General features: G+C 45.4%; 19 protein-coding genes and 1 pseudogene. 18 read left to right on the forward strand and 2 right to left on the reverse strand.

Annotated features, from left to right (window positions below):
• From ACWPAB_RS11790 to ACWPAB_RS11825, 8 genes are all read left to right on the forward strand, one after another.
• Positions 1 to 777, forward strand: coding sequence for an ABC transporter permease (locus tag ACWPAB_RS11790; RefSeq protein WP_003577837.1), 777 nt, complete (start codon positions 1 to 3; stop codon positions 775 to 777).
• A 43-nt stretch (positions 778 to 820) separates the two neighbouring features.
• Entirely contained in the window at positions 821 to 925 is a 105-nt protein-coding gene (locus tag ACWPAB_RS11795; protein WP_191994146.1) for a bacteriocin, read from the forward strand.
• 43 nt (positions 926 to 968) lie between these two features.
• Positions 969 to 1,082 carry a bacteriocin gene (locus ACWPAB_RS11800; protein WP_003577835.1) on the forward strand — a complete coding sequence of 38 codons (114 nt, stop codon included), beginning with the start codon at positions 969 to 971 and terminating at the stop codon, positions 1,080 to 1,082.
• Positions 1,083 to 1,182: 100 nt separating this feature from the next.
• The gene (locus tag ACWPAB_RS11805; protein WP_016381824.1) at positions 1,183 to 3,348 is read left to right on the forward strand and encodes a peptide cleavage/export ABC transporter; all 2,166 of its coding nucleotides are present in this window, start codon (positions 1,183 to 1,185) and stop codon (positions 3,346 to 3,348) included.
• Between the two features lie 165 nt (positions 3,349 to 3,513).
• Complete coding sequence (locus ACWPAB_RS11810) at positions 3,514 to 4,785, forward strand: MucBP domain-containing protein (RefSeq protein ID WP_003577830.1); 1,272 nt, start codon at positions 3,514 to 3,516, stop codon at positions 4,783 to 4,785.
• A gap of 164 nt (positions 4,786 to 4,949) precedes the next feature.
• Positions 4,950 to 5,324, forward strand: coding sequence for a GntR family transcriptional regulator (locus tag ACWPAB_RS11815; protein WP_003567242.1), 375 nt, complete (start codon positions 4,950 to 4,952; stop codon positions 5,322 to 5,324).
• Positions 5,325 to 5,330: 6 nt separating this feature from the next.
• On the forward strand, positions 5,331 to 6,347 hold the full coding sequence (locus tag ACWPAB_RS11820; protein ID WP_003577828.1) for a DUF5808 domain-containing protein: 1,017 nt from the start codon (positions 5,331 to 5,333) through the stop codon (positions 6,345 to 6,347).
• Positions 6,348 to 6,359: 12 nt separating this feature from the next.
• A complete protein-coding gene (locus tag ACWPAB_RS11825; RefSeq protein WP_003577825.1) occupies positions 6,360 to 7,199 on the forward strand; it encodes a YhfC family intramembrane metalloprotease in 840 nt (279 codons plus the stop codon).
• A 145-nt stretch (positions 7,200 to 7,344) separates the two neighbouring features.
• On the opposite strand, the gene ACWPAB_RS11830 is transcribed toward ACWPAB_RS11825, so the two are convergent.
• A complete protein-coding gene (locus ACWPAB_RS11830; protein ID WP_003567235.1) occupies positions 7,345 to 8,175 on the reverse strand; it encodes a MurR/RpiR family transcriptional regulator in 831 nt (276 codons plus the stop codon).
• 183 nt (positions 8,176 to 8,358) lie between these two features.
• On the opposite strand from ACWPAB_RS11830, the gene ACWPAB_RS11835 reads away from it, so the two are divergent.
• The 10 genes from ACWPAB_RS11835 to ACWPAB_RS11880 all read left to right on the forward strand — a co-directional run bounded on the left by ACWPAB_RS11835 (position 8,359) and on the right by ACWPAB_RS11880 (position 18,051).
• A complete protein-coding gene (locus tag ACWPAB_RS11835; RefSeq protein ID WP_016380703.1) occupies positions 8,359 to 9,030 on the forward strand; it encodes a ribose-5-phosphate isomerase A in 672 nt (223 codons plus the stop codon).
• A gap of 115 nt (positions 9,031 to 9,145) precedes the next feature.
• Positions 9,146 to 10,126, forward strand: a complete 981-nt coding sequence (locus ACWPAB_RS11840; protein ID WP_003580775.1) for a Gfo/Idh/MocA family protein — start codon at positions 9,146 to 9,148, stop codon at positions 10,124 to 10,126.
• A 147-nt stretch (positions 10,127 to 10,273) separates the two neighbouring features.
• Positions 10,274 to 11,767 carry a glutamate--tRNA ligase gene (gltX, locus tag ACWPAB_RS11845; protein ID WP_003576207.1) on the forward strand — a complete coding sequence of 498 codons (1,494 nt, stop codon included), beginning with the start codon at positions 10,274 to 10,276 and terminating at the stop codon, positions 11,765 to 11,767.
• A gap of 475 nt (positions 11,768 to 12,242) precedes the next feature.
• A complete protein-coding gene (locus ACWPAB_RS11850; protein ID WP_003580773.1) occupies positions 12,243 to 12,434 on the forward strand; it encodes a hypothetical protein in 192 nt (63 codons plus the stop codon).
• Complete coding sequence (locus ACWPAB_RS11855; protein ID WP_003580771.1) at positions 12,434 to 13,021, forward strand: hypothetical protein; 588 nt, start codon at positions 12,434 to 12,436, stop codon at positions 13,019 to 13,021. Before ACWPAB_RS11850 ends, ACWPAB_RS11855 begins: the two co-directional genes overlap by 1 nt.
• A gap of 125 nt (positions 13,022 to 13,146) precedes the next feature.
• Positions 13,147 to 14,541 carry an FAD-binding oxidoreductase gene (locus ACWPAB_RS11860; RefSeq protein ID WP_003580769.1) on the forward strand — a complete coding sequence of 465 codons (1,395 nt, stop codon included), beginning with the start codon at positions 13,147 to 13,149 and terminating at the stop codon, positions 14,539 to 14,541.
• A 387-nt stretch (positions 14,542 to 14,928) separates the two neighbouring features.
• Positions 14,929 to 16,335, forward strand: a complete 1,407-nt coding sequence (gene cysS, locus ACWPAB_RS11865) for a cysteine--tRNA ligase (protein WP_016366615.1) — start codon at positions 14,929 to 14,931, stop codon at positions 16,333 to 16,335.
• On the forward strand, positions 16,332 to 16,760 hold the full coding sequence (locus ACWPAB_RS11870; protein WP_003567219.1) for a Mini-ribonuclease 3: 429 nt from the start codon (positions 16,332 to 16,334) through the stop codon (positions 16,758 to 16,760). Before cysS ends, ACWPAB_RS11870 begins: the two co-directional genes overlap by 4 nt.
• A complete protein-coding gene (gene rlmB / locus ACWPAB_RS11875) occupies positions 16,732 to 17,511 on the forward strand; it encodes a 23S rRNA (guanosine(2251)-2'-O)-methyltransferase RlmB (RefSeq protein ID WP_003567217.1) in 780 nt (259 codons plus the stop codon). Before ACWPAB_RS11870 ends, rlmB begins: the two co-directional genes overlap by 29 nt.
• The gene (locus ACWPAB_RS11880; protein ID WP_003576196.1) at positions 17,512 to 18,051 is read left to right on the forward strand and encodes an NYN domain-containing protein; all 540 of its coding nucleotides are present in this window, start codon (positions 17,512 to 17,514) and stop codon (positions 18,049 to 18,051) included.
• 117 nt (positions 18,052 to 18,168) lie between these two features.
• Here ACWPAB_RS11880 and ACWPAB_RS11885 read toward each other — a convergent pair.
• Positions 18,169 to 18,409: pseudogene (locus ACWPAB_RS11885) on the reverse strand (Rgg/GadR/MutR family transcriptional regulator); the annotation flags it as partial.

Below are 18,409 nucleotides of genomic sequence, written 5' to 3' on the forward strand. Positions count from 1 at the left end.
TTGTTAACACTAATTAGGCAAGAAATTTATAAGTTAATCAAGAAACCCTCCTTCTTAGTTTTTTGGATTGGATTAACAACTTGTCAGGTTGTGGTGGCGTCTTGTGCTCTCAGATACCCTAAGGTTTTACGTCCACAGTCTGCTTTCTTGAATAGCTTCTATGCTCCTATAGTGATTATGTTTTATATGATAGCAGTGGGTAGCACCCAATTATCATCTGAGATTCAATTTGGTACTTTAAAAAGTTTATTGTATCGGCGGTATTCAAGCACAAAAATTTTGATAAGTAAATGGCTAACTCTTCTACTATGTGCTGTCACCGCATATGTAGGTAGCTTAATTGTGAGTCTAATCCTCAAAGCGTTATTGTTGAATAATCGCTTTAGTCTAAATGAAAGTATCACTCAGCATGGGAAGATTTGGCAGGCTTGGTTGCTTACCAATATCTCGAGCTTTCTAACGATGTTGTTTCTTATGAGCTTTGTTTTCTTATTAGCTACACTCTTTGTGAATTCGACTCCTGCAATAATTACAGGAGTGAGTACATATTTTGTTGCTTCGATCTTCAATCAGCTGATGTTTATGATGATTGATAAAAGTCCATGGTTAAAGTGGAATCCGATTAATATGATGAATTTGGGCGAACAACTTAGTGATTCTAAGATGTCTAATTTAACCCACTTAAGCTTTAACCAGCTTACTATTGGATACCTTGTATATATAGTTGGTTTCTTATCGATTGGTATTTTGATCTTTAAAAGAAAAAGTATTAGCTAAGATGTTGATGAAGTGAACACTGAAAGGGGGTGATTACGTGAAAATGCACGCTGAGGACCATGTATTAACCGACAAAGAACTTTCTGCCATCATCGGTGGGGGCTTCTGGGAAGGTATTGGTCGATGGATTGATCAACACTGGCACTAGAGAAGAGACGGTCAGGTTTACAATATGAGGGAAGTGAAATCAGTTGAAATTATCTAAAACAGATCGAGTTTTAAATGACAATGACTTGTCCAAGATCATTGGCGGAGCATTCTGGCAAGGTATTGGTCGATGGCTTGACCAACACTTTGGCTGGTAATTACTTATAGCCAAAATCTGTGCTACATAAAGCAGCAACGACCGTTGACCTTATAACGATTGTTGCTGTTTTTTTAAGGAAAAATCTAGAGGACTTTATCATGCGACGGGAAAATTTTAAAGATTTTTACACACCTCAAGTTGATGAGCGAGACTGTGGTGTAGCAGCGTTAAACATGGTTCTAAAAAAGTACGGATCTGATTACTCATTATCTCATCTTCGACAGATTGCAAAGACATCAAAAGAAGGAACAACTGCCTTGGGAATTGTGAAGACAGCTAATCAATTAGGACTGGACACGCAGGCTGTTAAGACCGATATGTCAATCTTTCAGAGAGAGTCATTACAAGCACCCTTTATCGTACATATTGTTCGCAACAAAAAATTGTTGCATTATTGTACAGTCTTTTGTGTTTCAGAACAAAGAATCATTGTTGGCGACCCCGATCCCAAGATTGGTGTCACAGAGCTAACTTATGAACAATTTAAAGCTGAATGGTCTGGAGTAGCTTTATTTTTTACTCCAAATGAGCATTACCAGCCAAAGAAAGAAGATAAGAAGACTTTAACACAATTTATACCGATGATCTTGACTCAAAGACGGTTGCTCATGGCAACATTGCTCGCTGCGATTATAGTTGCTGCAATTAGCATCATTGGTTCATATTTTGTACAAGAAATGGTTGATGAATATATACCTCACGAAGAGATTTCGCTAATGGTTATTGTTTCTGTCGGACTTGTTTGTGCGTATATATTCCAAGCAATCTTGCATTGCGTTCAATCCTTCTTTAGTGCGGTCTTTGGTCAAAGACTGAAAGAAATGGTTTCATTGAACTATCTCAAGCATGTATTTGATTTACCCCTTCCTTTTTTCTATACAAGGAAAATCGGTGAGATAACTTCTAGATTCGCGGACGCAAATAACATCATTGAGGCATTAGCAAACACCATAATAACAATTTTCTTAAACATTTGGATAGCTTTGTTGGTCGGACTATTTCTTTTCTTGCAAAATGCCGCATTATTTATAATTTCATTAACCATTATTCCAATATATGCGTTAATAGTTATTGGCATGAAGGATCTGTTTGTTGTTATAAATCAGGAAGTCATGGAAAGTGATGCTGTCCTAGGCTCCACAATCATAGAAAGCTTAAGCGGAATTGAGACCATCAAATCCCTAAGAAGTGAGGAAAGACTTTATGAAAAAGCAAAAAAGGAGTTCCATTCCTTTTTGTTGAAAAAAATTAATTACGATAAGCTTGATTACATTCAACAGTCGTTGAAAGCTGTGGTCAAACAAGTACTTAATCTAATTGTTCTCTCAGTAGGCGCTTTTTTAGTAATAAACAAAAGCATGACAGTAGGTGAACTGTTTACTTTTACAATGCTACTAACTTATTTTATGGGACCGCTTGAGAGTATTGTGAGTTTGCAACCAAAACTTCAGCAAGCAAAAGTAGCGAATAATAGATTGGATGAAGTTAATACGATTCAATCAGAATTTACTAAGTCTAGACGTGTGAAAAAAACAGATAGATTAGATGGTGATATTGTTGTCAATAATTTGAACTTCAACTATGGATATGGTGCTAGAACACTGAAAAATGTAAACTTTAGAATAGATAAAGGTTCCAAAGTGGCCATAATTGGCATGAGCGGTTCTGGAAAGACAACTTTAGCAAAACTTTTAGTAGGCTTTTTGGAATCGGATGATAAAGATTCTATTCTGATCAATGGATACGACATCAATAGCATTGAACGTAATGCGCTGCGACATCACATATGTTACGTTTCGCAGGATGATTTTGTCCTATCTGAAACAATCTGTGAAAATTTAGTTTTGGGATCTGGCAAAGAAATTACTTTGAAGGAACTGAGATCGGCATGTAAGATTGCAGATTTAGATAGTTATATTATGACGCTACCAATGCAATATGACACATTGTTATCTGAAAATGGAGGGTTGTTGTCTGGTGGACAGAGGCAACGATTAGCAATCGCTAGAGCTATTCTCTCGCCAGCAAAAGTTTTAGTCTTTGATGAATCGACAAGCAACTTAGATGTTCTAACCGAGCAGAAGGTTCTTGACAGGCTTTTGAAACTAGAGACTAAAACCATAATTTTCATTGCTCATCGACTTAATATAACTAAAAAGATGGATAGAGTCATTGCTTTAGAGCATGGATCAGTAGCTGAAGATGGAAGCCCTAGTGAACTTTTAGCCCACAAGGGTCTCTATTCGAGTTTTTTAGGAATATAGAAAATTTAGACTGACGAAATGCATCAGGAAAAGTTATAAATGTAGCACAGCACGAAATACATAGAAAAATGTCAAGTGTTATACTTGTCACCAATATGTAATATTTACTTTGTTGTTTTCGGTTGAGCGCGTCTCGGCTTGGGTCATGAGAAGGGGGCAAAATCATTGCAGGCATTTAGTAAAGAAAAGTCTCAGCATAAGATGTATAAAGCGGGTACGCTATGGGTGGCAGCGTTGATTGGCGTGGGGATTTGTGTGGGTGGTAGTCAAATCCAGTCAGTTGCAGCATCGACATCGCATATTCATTCAGTGGTCACCAACGCGACTGGAACATCGCCGACTAATCAAGCAACGGTATTGAAACAGCAAGAAACTGGCATGAATGACCAGATCATTGCCGGTCATCAAACCGGTCAATATTCGACTAAGGGTGTCACAGACGCTGGCGATGACACAACGAGCGCTGTGCCAGACACCGATGTTTATCAGAATCGTAGTTTACCCATAACTGGCAATGCCGTCGTCGTTAGGTGTGTTGATATAGAGGGTAATATGTTGGCACCTGATAAGGTGATCACTGGCAAAGTCGGTGATCCTTATACGATGACAGCACCTGCCTTTGACTATTATGAAAATCCCCAATTAGCCACAGACAGCGCACCAGCAAACGGGACTTTCTCCAATGACGTACAGACGGTCACCTTTGTTTATACGAAGACACCAATTCCGCGTGGCAGTGTCAACGTGAAGTTTGTTGACGTAGACGGCAAACGGTTGGCATCTGATAAAATACTCACTGGTCAAGCCGGTGATCCTTACGAAGCAAGACCAATTGATATGACGAATTACCAATTTGCTCGTTTGGCGACAGGCAGTGCGCCGGAAGATGGTTCATTTACGGACGGTACGCAAACCGTCACCTTCATCTACACTAAGAATCCAGTTGCTCAAGGAACTGTTGACGTGAAATATGTCGATGACAATGGCAAGCAGATTGCGCCTGATAAGATTCTGACCGGTCATGTCGGCGATCCGTATGCTGTTACACCAACGATGATCGCGAATTATCACTACTTACGATTAGCATCTGGCAGCATCGCGGAAAATGGTGCTTTTGCAACAGGCAGTCTAACCGTGACGTTCGTTTACGCAAAGCAAGCGACACCTGTGACGCCATCAACGCCAGTCACGCCATCAACACCAACAACACCGTCAACCCAAGTTTTGCCAAGTATGTCGGATACGCCGACAGAATCGGCACCGCTATCCGATAATGACACCGCGCCAATCGAAGTTATTATCCCAACCAAGCAAATAAGCCGTTACTTGCCGAATACCGGTGATAACCAGCGGACCAGCTTAATTGCGATCGGGGTGGCTTTGCTGCTTGCCTTGATCAGTTTTGGGTCATTTGGACTGCGTCGTCGGGAAAAGTAGTTATTGATCTGTAAAAAAGAGTTTGTAAAGAGTCTCACGATGACATTTCTTGCGTGGGACTTTTTTTGTGCTCTTATCGCCTTTTGAGTTGTGAATTGTTGACTAAGTGAGCGTTAAGTGTTATATACTAACTATAACAACTAGAACAGTTAGAAGGTGAAGACGTGCAACTGACAATCGATTTCGATTCTAAGATTCCGCTGTATACGCAGATTCGCGATGCTATCGTGAGTGGCATTGCCACCGGGGACTTGACGAATGGCACTATTTTGCCGTCTATCCGCGCGCTGGGCAATGAACTTGGGGTTAATCTGCATACGGTGAATAAAGCCTATAAGGAACTACAAAGGGAAGGCTTTGTTGAGATCCAGCGAGGCCGTGGCGTCGTTGTTCACGCGCATGGCTCCCCGAATCAAGCAGTGGCAGAGGTGCTGCGACCTGCCTTAGAAAAGGTTGTCGCGGAGGCAGTGGCCCGGCATTTAGATCGGGATGCACTGCACACCATGATTGATGAACTTTATGATGATCTGAAGGAGTGATTAAAGATGCAAGCAGAAATGGTGATTTTAGTTGTTACGTGGTTGATATTGGTTGCGATTCAGGCTGTCACACCATGGCTGTCACGGCGAAATGTTTTATTCGGCGTTGTATATGCCCGTAACAGCATTTGGACAACGCCAGCAGCTAAAAAATTACGCCGTCGTTATCTCGCCTTTTCATTAACAGGGGCGGCAATCCTTTCAGTGATTGGCATTGGGATTGCGGCCACCATGCACTTTGCGGCGACTGCGCTTGCTTGGATTCAAATTGCTGCCTTTTTGCTTTCGATCTGTCTGAATTATGCCTTGATTGTGGCGGCACATCGGAAAAGTTTGCAACTCCTTAAAGAGATGGGGAATCAGCAGGAGCTTACCCAAAGCAAGGTGACTGTTGACCTGAATAAACTCAAGCCCCAAACGCTGGTTCCGGCAGCCTATGGGCTCGTCTTGGTGCCGCAGTTCTTTTTAGCCCTTGTACTTGGTTTTCAGCAAACATCAGCAGATTCATGGGTCATGATTTTGGCGCTGGCGGTTGAAACGCTAACTGTGCTGGGTGCTTTTTATCTTTCCCGCAGAGCACGCGGGGCAGTTCGCGGCAATCCGGATGCTGAACCGCGAGCTGGTAAGGTGCGCAATTCCGTTTTGTATTATCTGCTGTTCACGGGTTTTCTGAGTCAAAGCTTATTGGTTCTCCAACTCATGCTGCCGAATATGTCAGCTGAAGGTCAATGGTGGTTTGTGATCATCACACTAACCCTGACACTGCTCTCCGTCAGCTTTTTGCCGTTGGTGTATATTCTGGGAACGCGGCGACTTACGGCCAAAGGATCTGTGTTGAATGATAATCAGCATTGGGTCTGGGGGATGTTTTACTATAATCCAACTGATCCGGCGCTCTTTGTTGAAAAACGGTTGGGGATTGGGTTCACGCTCAATATGGCCAAAACGATGAGTTGGGTGATCCTTGTCGGTTTTCTATTGATCGTCGCGGGTATTGTCATCATTTCTTTTATACTTGATTGAGGGGTGTTCAGAATGGATAAAGTTGTGAATAACAGCCCTGTCAGCCAATTCACGGTTAACATGATGGGCGTTGAGATGCTACTTTGTTTTGCCTTGCCGATTATTTTGTTAATCTGGGTGATTCTGCGTTACAGAAAGCCCAAAAAAGGTGCTGTTAAGGTTTTCTTTATTGGCATGGGCGTTTTTTTCCTATTCGCTGGTGTATTGGAAGGACCCTTCCGCGGCATCGCTAAAGATTTCCAACATGTGCCGTTTCTATATGCGTTGTATGGCGCGCTGTTAGCTGGTGTTTTTGAAGAGGTTGGCCGTTATCTAGGACTTAAGTTTATTAATAAACGCATACCAACCAAGGCGGCGACACCCGAAACACCATTCCTATACGGATTAGGTCATGGCGGGCTTGAAATGATTCTGATTGGCAGCCTGACCATGTTCAGCAACTTTATGTTTGCAATGCTGATTAATGGCGGCAAAGTAAACGAAATGCTTGAAAAGGTACCCGCTAGCTCGCGTTCGGTGCTCAATACGCAAGTGAAACAATTGATGGCAACGACGGGCTGGACGATTTCGTTATCCTTGATGGAACGACTACTCGCCTTGGCGGTTCAGATCGCATTATCCGTGGTTGTGTGGATCATCATTATGAAACGCATGCGCTGGTTCTGGCTATTGTTGCCAATCGGCTTACATGCCTTTATCGACTTTCCGGCGGCACTGACGCAGGTTGGTGCGCTGAACGGTGCGGTTGAAGAAGTCCTACTAGTTGTGCAGACAATTTTAGTCTTGGCCTTTACGTATTGGTTCTGGCGTCAAAATCGTCAGGTGATGACGAGAACGGCGAAGACGGCATAGTTGCTGACTTTTTCTAGTTAAGGTTGAAACATAATTGATACTTGCAAATAAAGAGGGATGATTTTTCTGTGTTACGGAAAAATCATCCCTCTTTTTTAGAAGAAATGGCATTTTTAAATGATAAGAGTCGGTCTAAGACGAACACTTAAATCTTAGTCTCCGCAATCAATGCTTCATGAGCCTTAATATGTGCCATGAAAGTTTTATCCTCAGCTAGAAGTAACAAGAATAAGGCTTCCACCGCCGTCATGGCGGCTACGCGTGAGAAGAAATATTCAGACTCGAAAATTTGCTGCCGAACCGCGGTCAAAAGCTGATAATCGGCGGCCAAGCCAATCGGTGAATCCTTGCGATTGGTAATCGCGACCACAGCAATACCACGTTGTTGAGCGGCTTTGATTTGGGTGATGAGATTCCGCGTTTCGCCAGAATTTGAGATAACCAGCAACAAAGCATCTGCAGGTGCATTCATGGTTTGGGCGAGCGCCGTTTCCCAAGAACTGTCTGTGATGGCTAGTAGACCGAGTTGATTGAATTTATAGACGGCGTCATCGGCAACCGGCTGCGTGTCGCCAGCAGCGGCGACTAAAATTACACTAGCTTGTTTTAACAAATCCAAAATTTTTCGAATGTCATGTGAGCTGGCGTTTTTTAGTGTGCCTTCGATTTCGGCGACTTTGTTGGCACTGATATTGCTTAAGGCTTGCTGAAGATTGTCGGCGTTAATTTCCTGATAATACGCACTACGGTTTTCAGCAACCTTAGCAAGCTCAATCTTGAGTTGATGAAAGCCTTCAACACCAATTGTCCGGCAAAAACGAGAAATTGAGGCTTCGCTAACGTTACTTTCTTTTGCGAGGGCGGCGATGGTGGTATTCACGACAGCACCGGGATTCGTCAGAACAACCTGCGCAATCTTACGGTCAGTCGCGGTCAGTGTTGGCAGCATGCTATAAAGACGGTCAATAATACTCATAACACAGCTCCTTTTCAATTAAATTTCTGAATAATCTGTTTTATGAAACTCTCCGGCCTTTATTCTACGCGATTAATTTTAAAAGACAATCCGCACAACTAGCTGTTGACAAAACTGAATTTCAGTCTTACATTATACGTGAAATATAATTTCACCAAAAATAAAAGAGAGGAAGCGACTTTCATGACAGAACAAATCGCCGCTGCTCTAGCACTTATTCAGCCGCATCAGGTAGTGAGTCTTGGCGGTGGTCGGCACATGCAGGCGCTTGCTGATGGCATTGTCGCGCGGGCATTGCTGGGTATTCAGATTTGCAGTCCCTCTGAAGTAACGCTGGCTTATTGTCAGACACTGGGGTTACCAACAACAACACAGATAGCTAGTGATATTGCCTTTGATGGCTGTGACAGTGCCGATAAGGACTTAAATTTACTTAAAAGTAATGGCGGTATTCATTTTTATGAAAAGTTGCACGCGCAGGCGAGCCATGCTTATGTGATTCTCACTGCTCAGAAAAATGTCAACGCTCAACTGAATGCCGCGGTACCGCTGACATTGGAAGTTGTTAGCGCGGCAAGTGAACAGGTGATGGCATCTGCCAAGCTGCTAGGCTTGCAGGCAAAACGACGAATGGCTACCACTTACATGGGCTACACGCGAACGCGCGACGGCAATGAATTAATTGATTGTACGATGGCGGAATGGACGGATATCGCAAAAGTTGATCATTTGCTAGCCTCATTACCGGGAGTTGTTGCGACGTCATACTTTGCTCACTTAGCGACATCACTCTTAATAGAAACACCAGATGGTCAGGTACATGAAATTAAGCAGAGCGTGAACCAGCCCGGTTAGAAACCGGAGTGTAAGTGGCCTTATGCGTGATGGTCGGACTCTGACTATTGCGACCAAGGTTCTTACACGTAGGTTTCTGGGCTGGAGAATGCGTTTAAAAGAAAGGATGAGTCATATGACAAACTATAACTGGGGTATGATCGGAACTGGTTGGATCGCACATGAAATGGCCGACGCTTTAAACCGGGAAAACGGTAGCATCTACGCCGTCGCTGATGTCAATGCCGACATGCTTAAGAAGTTCGCTCTTGAAAAACATATTGCCAAAACATATACAGATCCAGATGCCTTGATTGCCGACCCAAACGTTGATGTGATTTATATTGCAACGCCGCATACCTATCATTACCCATACATCAAAAAAGCTTTGAATGCCGGCAAACACGTTCTTGCCGAAAAAGCGATTACGGTCAATGCTAAGCAATTTGATGATGTCCAGCAGTTGGCCATGCACAAGGGCCTGATTTTATCTGAAGGGTTAACCTTGTACCATATGCCGGTTTATCAACAAGTCAAGCAGCTGATTGCAAGTGGCAAGTTAGGTGACATTCATCTTGTTCAAGTTAACTTCGGTAGCTTGAAAGACTTTGATCCAAAGAATCGTTTCTTCAATAAGGATCTGGCTGGTGGCGCGTTGCTTGATATCGGCGGATACGCAACTGCCTTTGCTCGTACGTTCTTAGATGCTCAGCCGAATGTAACGCTCACCACCGTCAAGTACTTTGAAACCGGTGTTGATGAACAATCAGGGATCATTTTAAAAAATGCTGATCAGCAGTTGGCCGTCATGGCACTGTCATTACGCGCTAAGCAGCCAAAACGCGGCGTGATCTCAGGCACAAAAGGCTACGTTGAAATTGATGACTATCCGCGTGCCACAACCGCCAAAGTAACCTACACCCCTGATGCCCATACCACGACCAGCGAGGTATTAAGCGCAGGCGATCAGGCCGATGCCTTAGTTTATGAAGTCCGTGATTTTCAGCGTTACATTGATGAAGGTCACGATGACGGTCAGTTGCTACTATCTCACGATGTCAGCCATATCATGGACAGTGTGCGAAATGCATGGGGCATGAGATTCCCGTTTGATTAAGGCAATGATAGATTGCAAAGGTTGCGTCGTTTAGTAGAACGATCAGAAGCCAACCGACATAGATTCAATCTCCCACATCAGCCCAATGAACGTCCCTTCTGTGGTACACTATCAGTGCATGTTTACAGAAAAATGGAGGCTAAGACATTGGCAGATCGACCAATTCGGGTGCGTTATGCACCAAGTCCGACCGGGCATTTGCATATCGGCAATGCGCGGACGGCGTTGTTCAATTATTTGTTCGCACGGCACAACAACGGAACGTTGGTGCTGCGGATCGAAGACACCGATACAAAGCGGAATGTTGCAGACGGCGAAAAGAGTCAGATGGAGAACCTTCACTGGCTCGGGATTGACTGGGATGAAGGCCCCGACAAAGGCGGCGACTTTGGCCCATACCGGCAGTCTGAACGTAAGGACATCTATGACAAGCTGATCAAGCAACTTGTTGATAAAGGCTTTGCCTACGAGTCTTATCGGACCGAAGAGGAACTGAAAGCCGATCGTGAAGCCCAAAAGGCTCGTCACGAGATGCCACATTACGAATATGAATATGAGGGCATGACGGACGCTGAAAAAGCTGACGCGATTGCCGCAGCCAAAGCGAAGGGCTTGGAGCCTGTGATTCGGTTCCACATTCCAATGGACAAGACCTACGAGTGGGACGACATCGTTAAGGGGAAAATCTCGATTGATGCCAACACACTGGGCGGCGATTTTGTCATTCAGAAGCGTGATGGCATGCCAACGTACAATTTTGCGGTGGTAGTAGACGATCATATGATGCAAATCAGCCACGTGCTGCGTGGGGACGATCATATTGCCAACACACCAAAGCAATTGGCCATTTACGATGCATTTGGCTGGGAACCACCAATTTTTGGCCATATGACCTTGATCATTAACGGCGCCACCGGTAAGAAGTTGTCGAAGCGTGATGAAACCGTGTTACAGTTCATTGAACAATATCGTGAACTTGGCTATTTGCCAGACGCGATGTTCAACTTCATTACGCTCCTTGGCTGGTCCCCAGTTGGTGAAGATGAAATTTTCACCAAAAAGGAATTCATCAAGCAATTCGATCCAAAGCGGCTATCTAAGAGCCCAGCCCGTTTTGACCAGAAGAAATTGGAATGGGTGAACAACCAATACATCAAGGCCAAGCAAAAGACGAACCCGAATGAATTGATGAGTTTGTCCTTAGCTAACTTGATTGAAGATGGCAAAATTCATAGTGATCCAGATCCGAAGACCATCGAGTGGGCGCGCCAGCTTATTAGTCTTTACACCGATCAAATGAGTTATACCGCTCAGATCAGCAAGCTTGCCGATATTTTCTTCGACAAAGCCACTGACCTAACCGATGACGAACGCAAAGAACTGGCAGATGACAATGCTAAGCCAGTCATCGAAGCCTTCGCCAAAAAGATTCGGGCACTCGACACGTTTGACGCTTATTCCATTGGCGGTATTGTCAATGAAGTCAAGCAGGAAACCAAGGTCAAGGGTCGCAAGCTTTACATGCCAATTCGAATCGCTGCAACATTGCGGATGCATGGTCCGCAACTTGCTGAAACCATTGAACTGATGGGTCGCGATCAAGTCCTTAAAAACGTTGATCTTGTCACCGGCCAACTTTAATTGATGCAGGAAGCCCGCGCAGATGTGCGGGTTTTTGCATGCAAACAATAGGTTTTGGTGGAACGCGAAGGGCAACGTTTGTTGTTAATAATTGAGTGAGTGTGCCTAAAGGACGACGTTAATCGGTGATTTCCTAACGTTTATATTTATTTTCCCCAGAACTTGTCGACATCGGTTACCCTAAATGACAGGGAGAATAGCTCCTTGCAACGTAGGAAGGGTAGGAATGAAAAATGAAAGGTAAGCGGCAGCACTTACTTTTATATTTTGTTCTGGGTATGATGACAGGACTGGTGACGGCAGCGATTTTTCATATCATTTATGCCTGGCTTTTTCATTGACCTGATAAGCCAATCCCCGGCATGATTAATGGAGAGCGCATGTTTTTCTGGTTTTCGTCGTTGTCTTCCTAATGTTGAGTTCATGTTGTGATTTTTCACAACTGCAGGTGTTTGTTCAGGACCGACGATGGTCAGTGAACAAACACCTGTTTTTTGATAACCGCAACACAGTCGCGCTTTTTCAGGCTTACTTGGAGAATCTGGCCCAATGGCTCGTATTGAATCGTCAGCAAAAATTCGGTAAATCTTATAACGTGCGTTTTTATGGATCAAGCGAGTATCATTTTAATTATATCAAGCATAATTTTGACAGGAGTGACCACTGATGCGTGACAATCGCAATAACGACAAGGAACCGTTAGACACATTGACCACAAAACCAACTTTTGCCTTGCAATATTTGCCGGGATCAGCTGCAGCCGGCTGTTTTGGCGGGAAAGTCGGCCTGCATTTACTAAGCAAGGAACCTGTGGCCCTGGCGTCACCGATCTTCTATTACATATTGCCGCGTTTCGCCAGCTTTGACGGTTTTGATCCGCGAACTCAAGTACTTGGTCGTCCAGAGGTGGCCGTTTTATCTGGTTTTGACACACATGGCCGGCATGTCGTTCGACTCGATTATCGCGGCAACTGCGAACCACTGGTGGTACCACAAGAACAGACCATTAATTTGGTCCGCTTTCGCCATCTAGCAGACGCTGGTGTGGACACAGATGTCTTGACGATTTGTGTTGCCACACCAACGCCAATAACAGGCAGCGGCCAACCACGTCAACCTTATCGCTTGGCAGCCATGGCACCAGAAACGACTTGGCTAGGAGAGGCTGTTATTACCGTTCATCCCAAGGAAACCATTGCTGGTGAGACAAAGGCAAGACAGTCAATCTCATCGCAGGGTCAATCGGCGTCTTAATAGGCACACCACCGAGCGTCTTACTAAGCCATCTTTACCAAAATAGTCCATAATAAAGTCGACGCTTCAGAGGCGAATGGCCAACGCTGCCACCTGCTTTTAGAGGTGTTGAGGAGGTTTTTGTGATGGCAATTTTTACAGCTTATGATAACTCGGAAATTCTGGCAGCCTTGCAAGACGCGGCCCCGCATGCCGAAATCCACATTGATGATAAAATCGCGCGCGAACATAGTGCCAATGGCAATGCCCAGCGTGAGATTGCCGGGAAAATTCTGGCATATGTTGCAGTCAGCGATGTTGCAGATATTCAAGGTGTGTTAAAAATCGCGCGTCAATATCATATGCCAGTAGTTCCTCAAAGCGCAGATACGAGCACCGTGATCGGTTCTGACGGCATAAACGGCAGTCTTATTTTGTCGACAGCGCGAATGAATCGGATTAAAGAGATTAGCAAAGGCGATTTGTTGGCAGTGGTTGAGCCTGGTGTGATCAACGGGGATCTGGATAAGGCAGCGCGTGCGCAAGGTCTTTTTTACGCACCTGATCCTGGATCTAAGCCAATTTCAAGCATTGGTGGCAATGCGGCAACCAATGCTGGTGGGATGAGTACCGTGAAGTATGGGGCGACAACCGACAATGTACTTGGCCTTAAAGTTGTTTTGGCAGACGGCCGTGAAATCAAGCTTGGCGGCCGAACTTACAAGCATGCGTTTAGTTACGATTTAACGCACTTATTCGTCGGCTCGGAAGGCACGTTGGGCATCATCACTGAAGTCACTGTCAAACTGAACCCGATTCCAATTGGCACGCCGGTTGTTGGAATTGCCTATTTTGACAACATGACAGCATTGGCTAAAGGGGTGGAGGATTTGCGACTTTCCGGTATCTATCCGGTCATGCTTGAAGCACTTGATGGCCTGACAGTTGCTGCGTTGGATCGTTATGAAGGCACTCACTATGCTGAAGGCGCCGAGGCAATGCTCCTGTTCCGGTTAGATGCTGGTGGTGAAGCTAGTCTGAAAATGGCGGAGCAGATTTTAAATGACGATCATGCCAAAAACATCAAGGTCACCAGTGACCCCAAAGAAGCAGCGGCGATTATCAAGTTGCGTCAGGACATGTTGCCGGCGGTTTTCGCAAACGGCCAACATATTATGGAAGACATGGCGGTGCCGTTGTCTAAACTGCCCGAAATGATGGACTATATTGCGTCAGTCGCACAGGACTTAAATGTCGAAATTTACACGGCAGGTCATGCGGGCGATGGTAATGTGCATCCAACCGTCATCTGGCCGGCTGATGAGGAAGAACCGCCCAAAGAAGCGCTCCAAGCCATTCGTCTGATGTTCCGCAAAGCATTGGCACTCGGCGGCACCATTTCCGGTGAACATGCGGTGGGGATGAGCAAGAACCAATGGAACAATGAAGAATTAGGCTTTGATGTTGATGAGATTCAGCATCAAATTAAAGGATTGTTTGATCCGTTGGGGATTCTGAATCCGAAGCGGAAAATTGATTAAGGTTTTGAGAGCTGGGGCATCACGCTTAGATAACAGCCAAAAAGACAAGAACGGTTGCTTTATTAAAAATCATTCTTGTCTTTTTCTAATAGATAGTCGGGAAGAATTCAAAGAGTGTAGTGCCAAGGCGGAGCAATCGTAGGCCAGATGGGGCTCAGCCGTGCAAACAACACAGCGACCGGGCTTTGTCGCTGATGTTGTTAGGCGACTTCGAGACCGGTTTTTGGGCTCGAAGCGCCGTCACAGCGTTCCAGCCCCATCTGGCCGGAGATTGCGGAGTTTGGCACGGCACAGCACAGAATGTTGCAATCGCCCTCCCCGTTCCTTTATAATCACGGTCGTTTCCTGTAAAATGCAGTTAAGACGCTACAGGAAGGAAATGAGCCGATGTTAACGTTATACAATACAATGTCCCGGAAAAAAGAGACATTCACGCCGTTGCACCCGGGAGAAATCCGGATGTATGTCTGCGGCCCGACTGTTTACAATTACATCCACATCGGTAACGCGCGCAGTGCTATCGCGTTTGATACCATCCGCCGGTATTTTGAATATCGCGGATATAAAGTGACCTATGTTTCGAACTTCACCGATGTTGATGACAAGATTATCAATGCTGCTCATAAAACCGGTGAAGCTCCGCTGGACTTGGCGCAACGGTTTATTGATGCGTTCATGGAAGACACGACGGCGCTGGGGATCGAACCGGCAACGGCTCATCCTCGCGCCAGTCAAATGATTCCGGATATTATTGATTTTGTGCAGGATTTGATCGACAAAGAATACGCTTATGCTGTTGACGGCGATGTTTATTACCGGGCCCGCAAGTTTAAACATTATGGGGAGTTATCTCATCAGAATGTGGATGAACTTGAAGAAGGTGCCAGTCAACATATTACCCAAGACGAATTAGCTAAAAAAGAAGATCCGATTGATTTTGCTTTGTGGAAAGCCGCCAAACCCGGTGAGATCAGTTGGGAGTCACCATGGGGCAAAGGACGGCCAGGATGGCACATTGAATGCTCAGTCATGAGCACCAAGCTGTTAGGTGATACTTTTGACATTCACGGTGGCGGCCAGGATCTGGAATTTCCGCATCATGAGAATGAAATCGCCCAAAGCGAAGCTAAAACCGACAAGCAGTTCGTTCGGTATTGGATGCATAACGGCTTCGTGACGATTGGTGAAGACGACGAGAAAATGAGCAAATCGCTTGGCAACTTCATCACTGTGCACGATATTCGCAAAACAGTTGATCCGCAAGTTCTACGTTTTTTCATGGCGGGTACCCAATATCGGATGCCGATTCGCTATTCTGAAACTAACCTCAAAAATGCGGCCAACAGTCTCAATCGGTTAAAAATTGCTCGTGAGAATTTGACCTATCGTCGTCGCGGGGCTGAAACCGGCGTTGATCCACAAATTACCAAACAGTTGCAAACCTTGAAGGATCGCTTCGTGACTGCCATGGATGATGATATCAACGTTCAAAATGGCCTCACCGTTTTATTCGATCTGGCAAAGTTGCTTAATGAATATGCTAATGAAGAGACGGTCAAAAGTGAAAGTATCAATGACCTTTTGAATGAATACGATGCTTGGCTGCAAATCTTCGGTGTGGTGTTTGCTGATCAGAAGAGCCTGGATGCAGACATTGATGCCTTGGTGAAGGCTCGAGATGCGGCACGGGCAGCGAAAGACTTTGCTAAGAGCGACCAAATTCGTGATCAGTTGGCCGCACAAGGCATTATTTTGGAAGACACTCCTCAAGGAACACGGTGGCGCAGACAATGACATTTGATCCAAAACAATTGAACGGTATCGCGCTAGCCTACATGGGCGACGCGGTTTATGAAGTTTATATTCGGGAACACTTACTCAAGCGCGGTTTAGTTCGACCGGCATCACTGCAACGGGCAGCCAAGGATTTTGTGTCCGCAAAGGCACAAGCGGCGCTGATTGCTGGGATGGAGGAAGCCAACCTGCTGGATAGCGATGAAACCGATATTTTCAAGCACGGGCGCAATGCCAAAAGCTACACGCACGCGAAAAATACCGATGTGGTGACTTATCGAGTTTCAACAGGATTCGAGGCACTGTTCGGCTACTTACATTTGATTGGCCGCGATGACCGTGTTGCTGAATTAGCAGCATGGTGTATCCAATACGTTGAAGAAGGGAAGACGGGACATGGCAAAAAAGCCGCAAGCAACAACTGAACATGATCCAGATGAGTTTATCTTTGGCCGCCATGCCGTTGAGGCGGCGCTGAAAGCTGGCACCGCTGCCACCATCAATAAATTGTTCGTCCAAACCGACCTGAAAAGTGAACCGATTCAGCATTTGGTCGGCATGGCGCAAAAAAAGAAAATTTTAGTGAGCACGGCACCTAAGCAAAAATTAGATCTGATGAGTGACCAAGGCAATCACCAAGGGGTCTTATTGGCAATGACGCCTTACGCCTATGCAACCTTAGATGATCTTTTCAAAAATGCCGCTGATAAAGGCGAAGATCCGTTTTTCCTGTTGCTGGATAACTTGGAAGATCCACACAATTTGGGCTCCATTTTACGGACAGCAGATGCAAGCGGGGTGCACGGGGTGATCATTCCGAAGCATCGCGCTGTGGGCCTGACAAGTGCCGTTGCCAAAGTCAGCACAGGGGCGATTGAGTATGTCCCGGTGGCGCGGGTGACGAATCTCGCCCAGACCATTAAGACGCTGAAAGAACGCGGCATGTGGGTCTTTGGCACTGCTATGGACGGTCAGGATTATCGAAAATGGGATGCAAAAGGCAGTACTGCGTTGGTGATCGGCAATGAAGGCAAGGGCATCTCGCCTGGCGTTGCGAAGTTAATGGATGCGACGATTGCGATTCCGATGGTCGGCCACGTTCAAAGTCTAAATGCAAGTGTGGCCGCGGGCATCCTGATGTATCAGGCATTCGCCAGTCGGCATGAGGGAAAATAAATGCGCGAACACATCATGATCGTCGACGGATATAACGTCATCGGCAACTGGCCGGAACTTGCAAAACTCAAAGCTGAGGATCATTTTGATGTGGCCCGTGATCGCTTGTTGGACATTCTGGCAGAATATCGCAGCCACGAAAACGCTAAAATGATCGTGGTCTTCGATGCTATGTACGTGCCCGGTATTGGTAAAAGTTATGCAAAATGGGATCTGCAAGTCGTCTTCACCAAAGAAGATGAAACCGCTGATAGTTACATTGAACGCCTCGCACAGGACATGAACTCGCCGCTAGTGCAACTTGTCGTCGTTACTAGCGACCAAGCTGAACAATGGACCGTCTTCTCTCGTGGCGCCTTGCGGATCAGCTCGCGCGATTTTCTCAAAGAAGTCCAGCGCTCTGATCGAGAATTCAACCACGACACAGCAAATTACGCCGCCCATCTCGCCCGACGCAACAGTCCGTGGAATAACGACCAGCTATTCTTGCTAGACAAAATGCGCCGGCATTTGGAGCGGCGGCCGAAGCCGAAAGAGTAGTTATGGGGATGACCCAGCCTTCTCAAATTTGATGACATTAAAAAAGACACAGTGGACTTCAATTTTGTCCTGCCAGGATGAGCAGAACAAGAGAAGTTACTGGGTCTTTTTTTGTAATCAAACATTAGTAGCCAACAAACTTTCGGGATCAAGGTCCAGCAATTTCAGCCATTCAATATTCATCTTGTATAAGGACGGATCAATCAGTTTTGTAGCTCGCAACAAGACGGCTAGATCAGTTTTTGCGGATTGGTTTTTGCGTTCATGGATGGACACAACGAGACGAACAAAAGTGACATGATGGCGTACATATAAAGCCGTATGTTTAGCTGGAAACTCACTAATCATGTCTAGCATT

It is taken from the genome of Lacticaseibacillus sp. 30 (assembly GCF_053819265.1).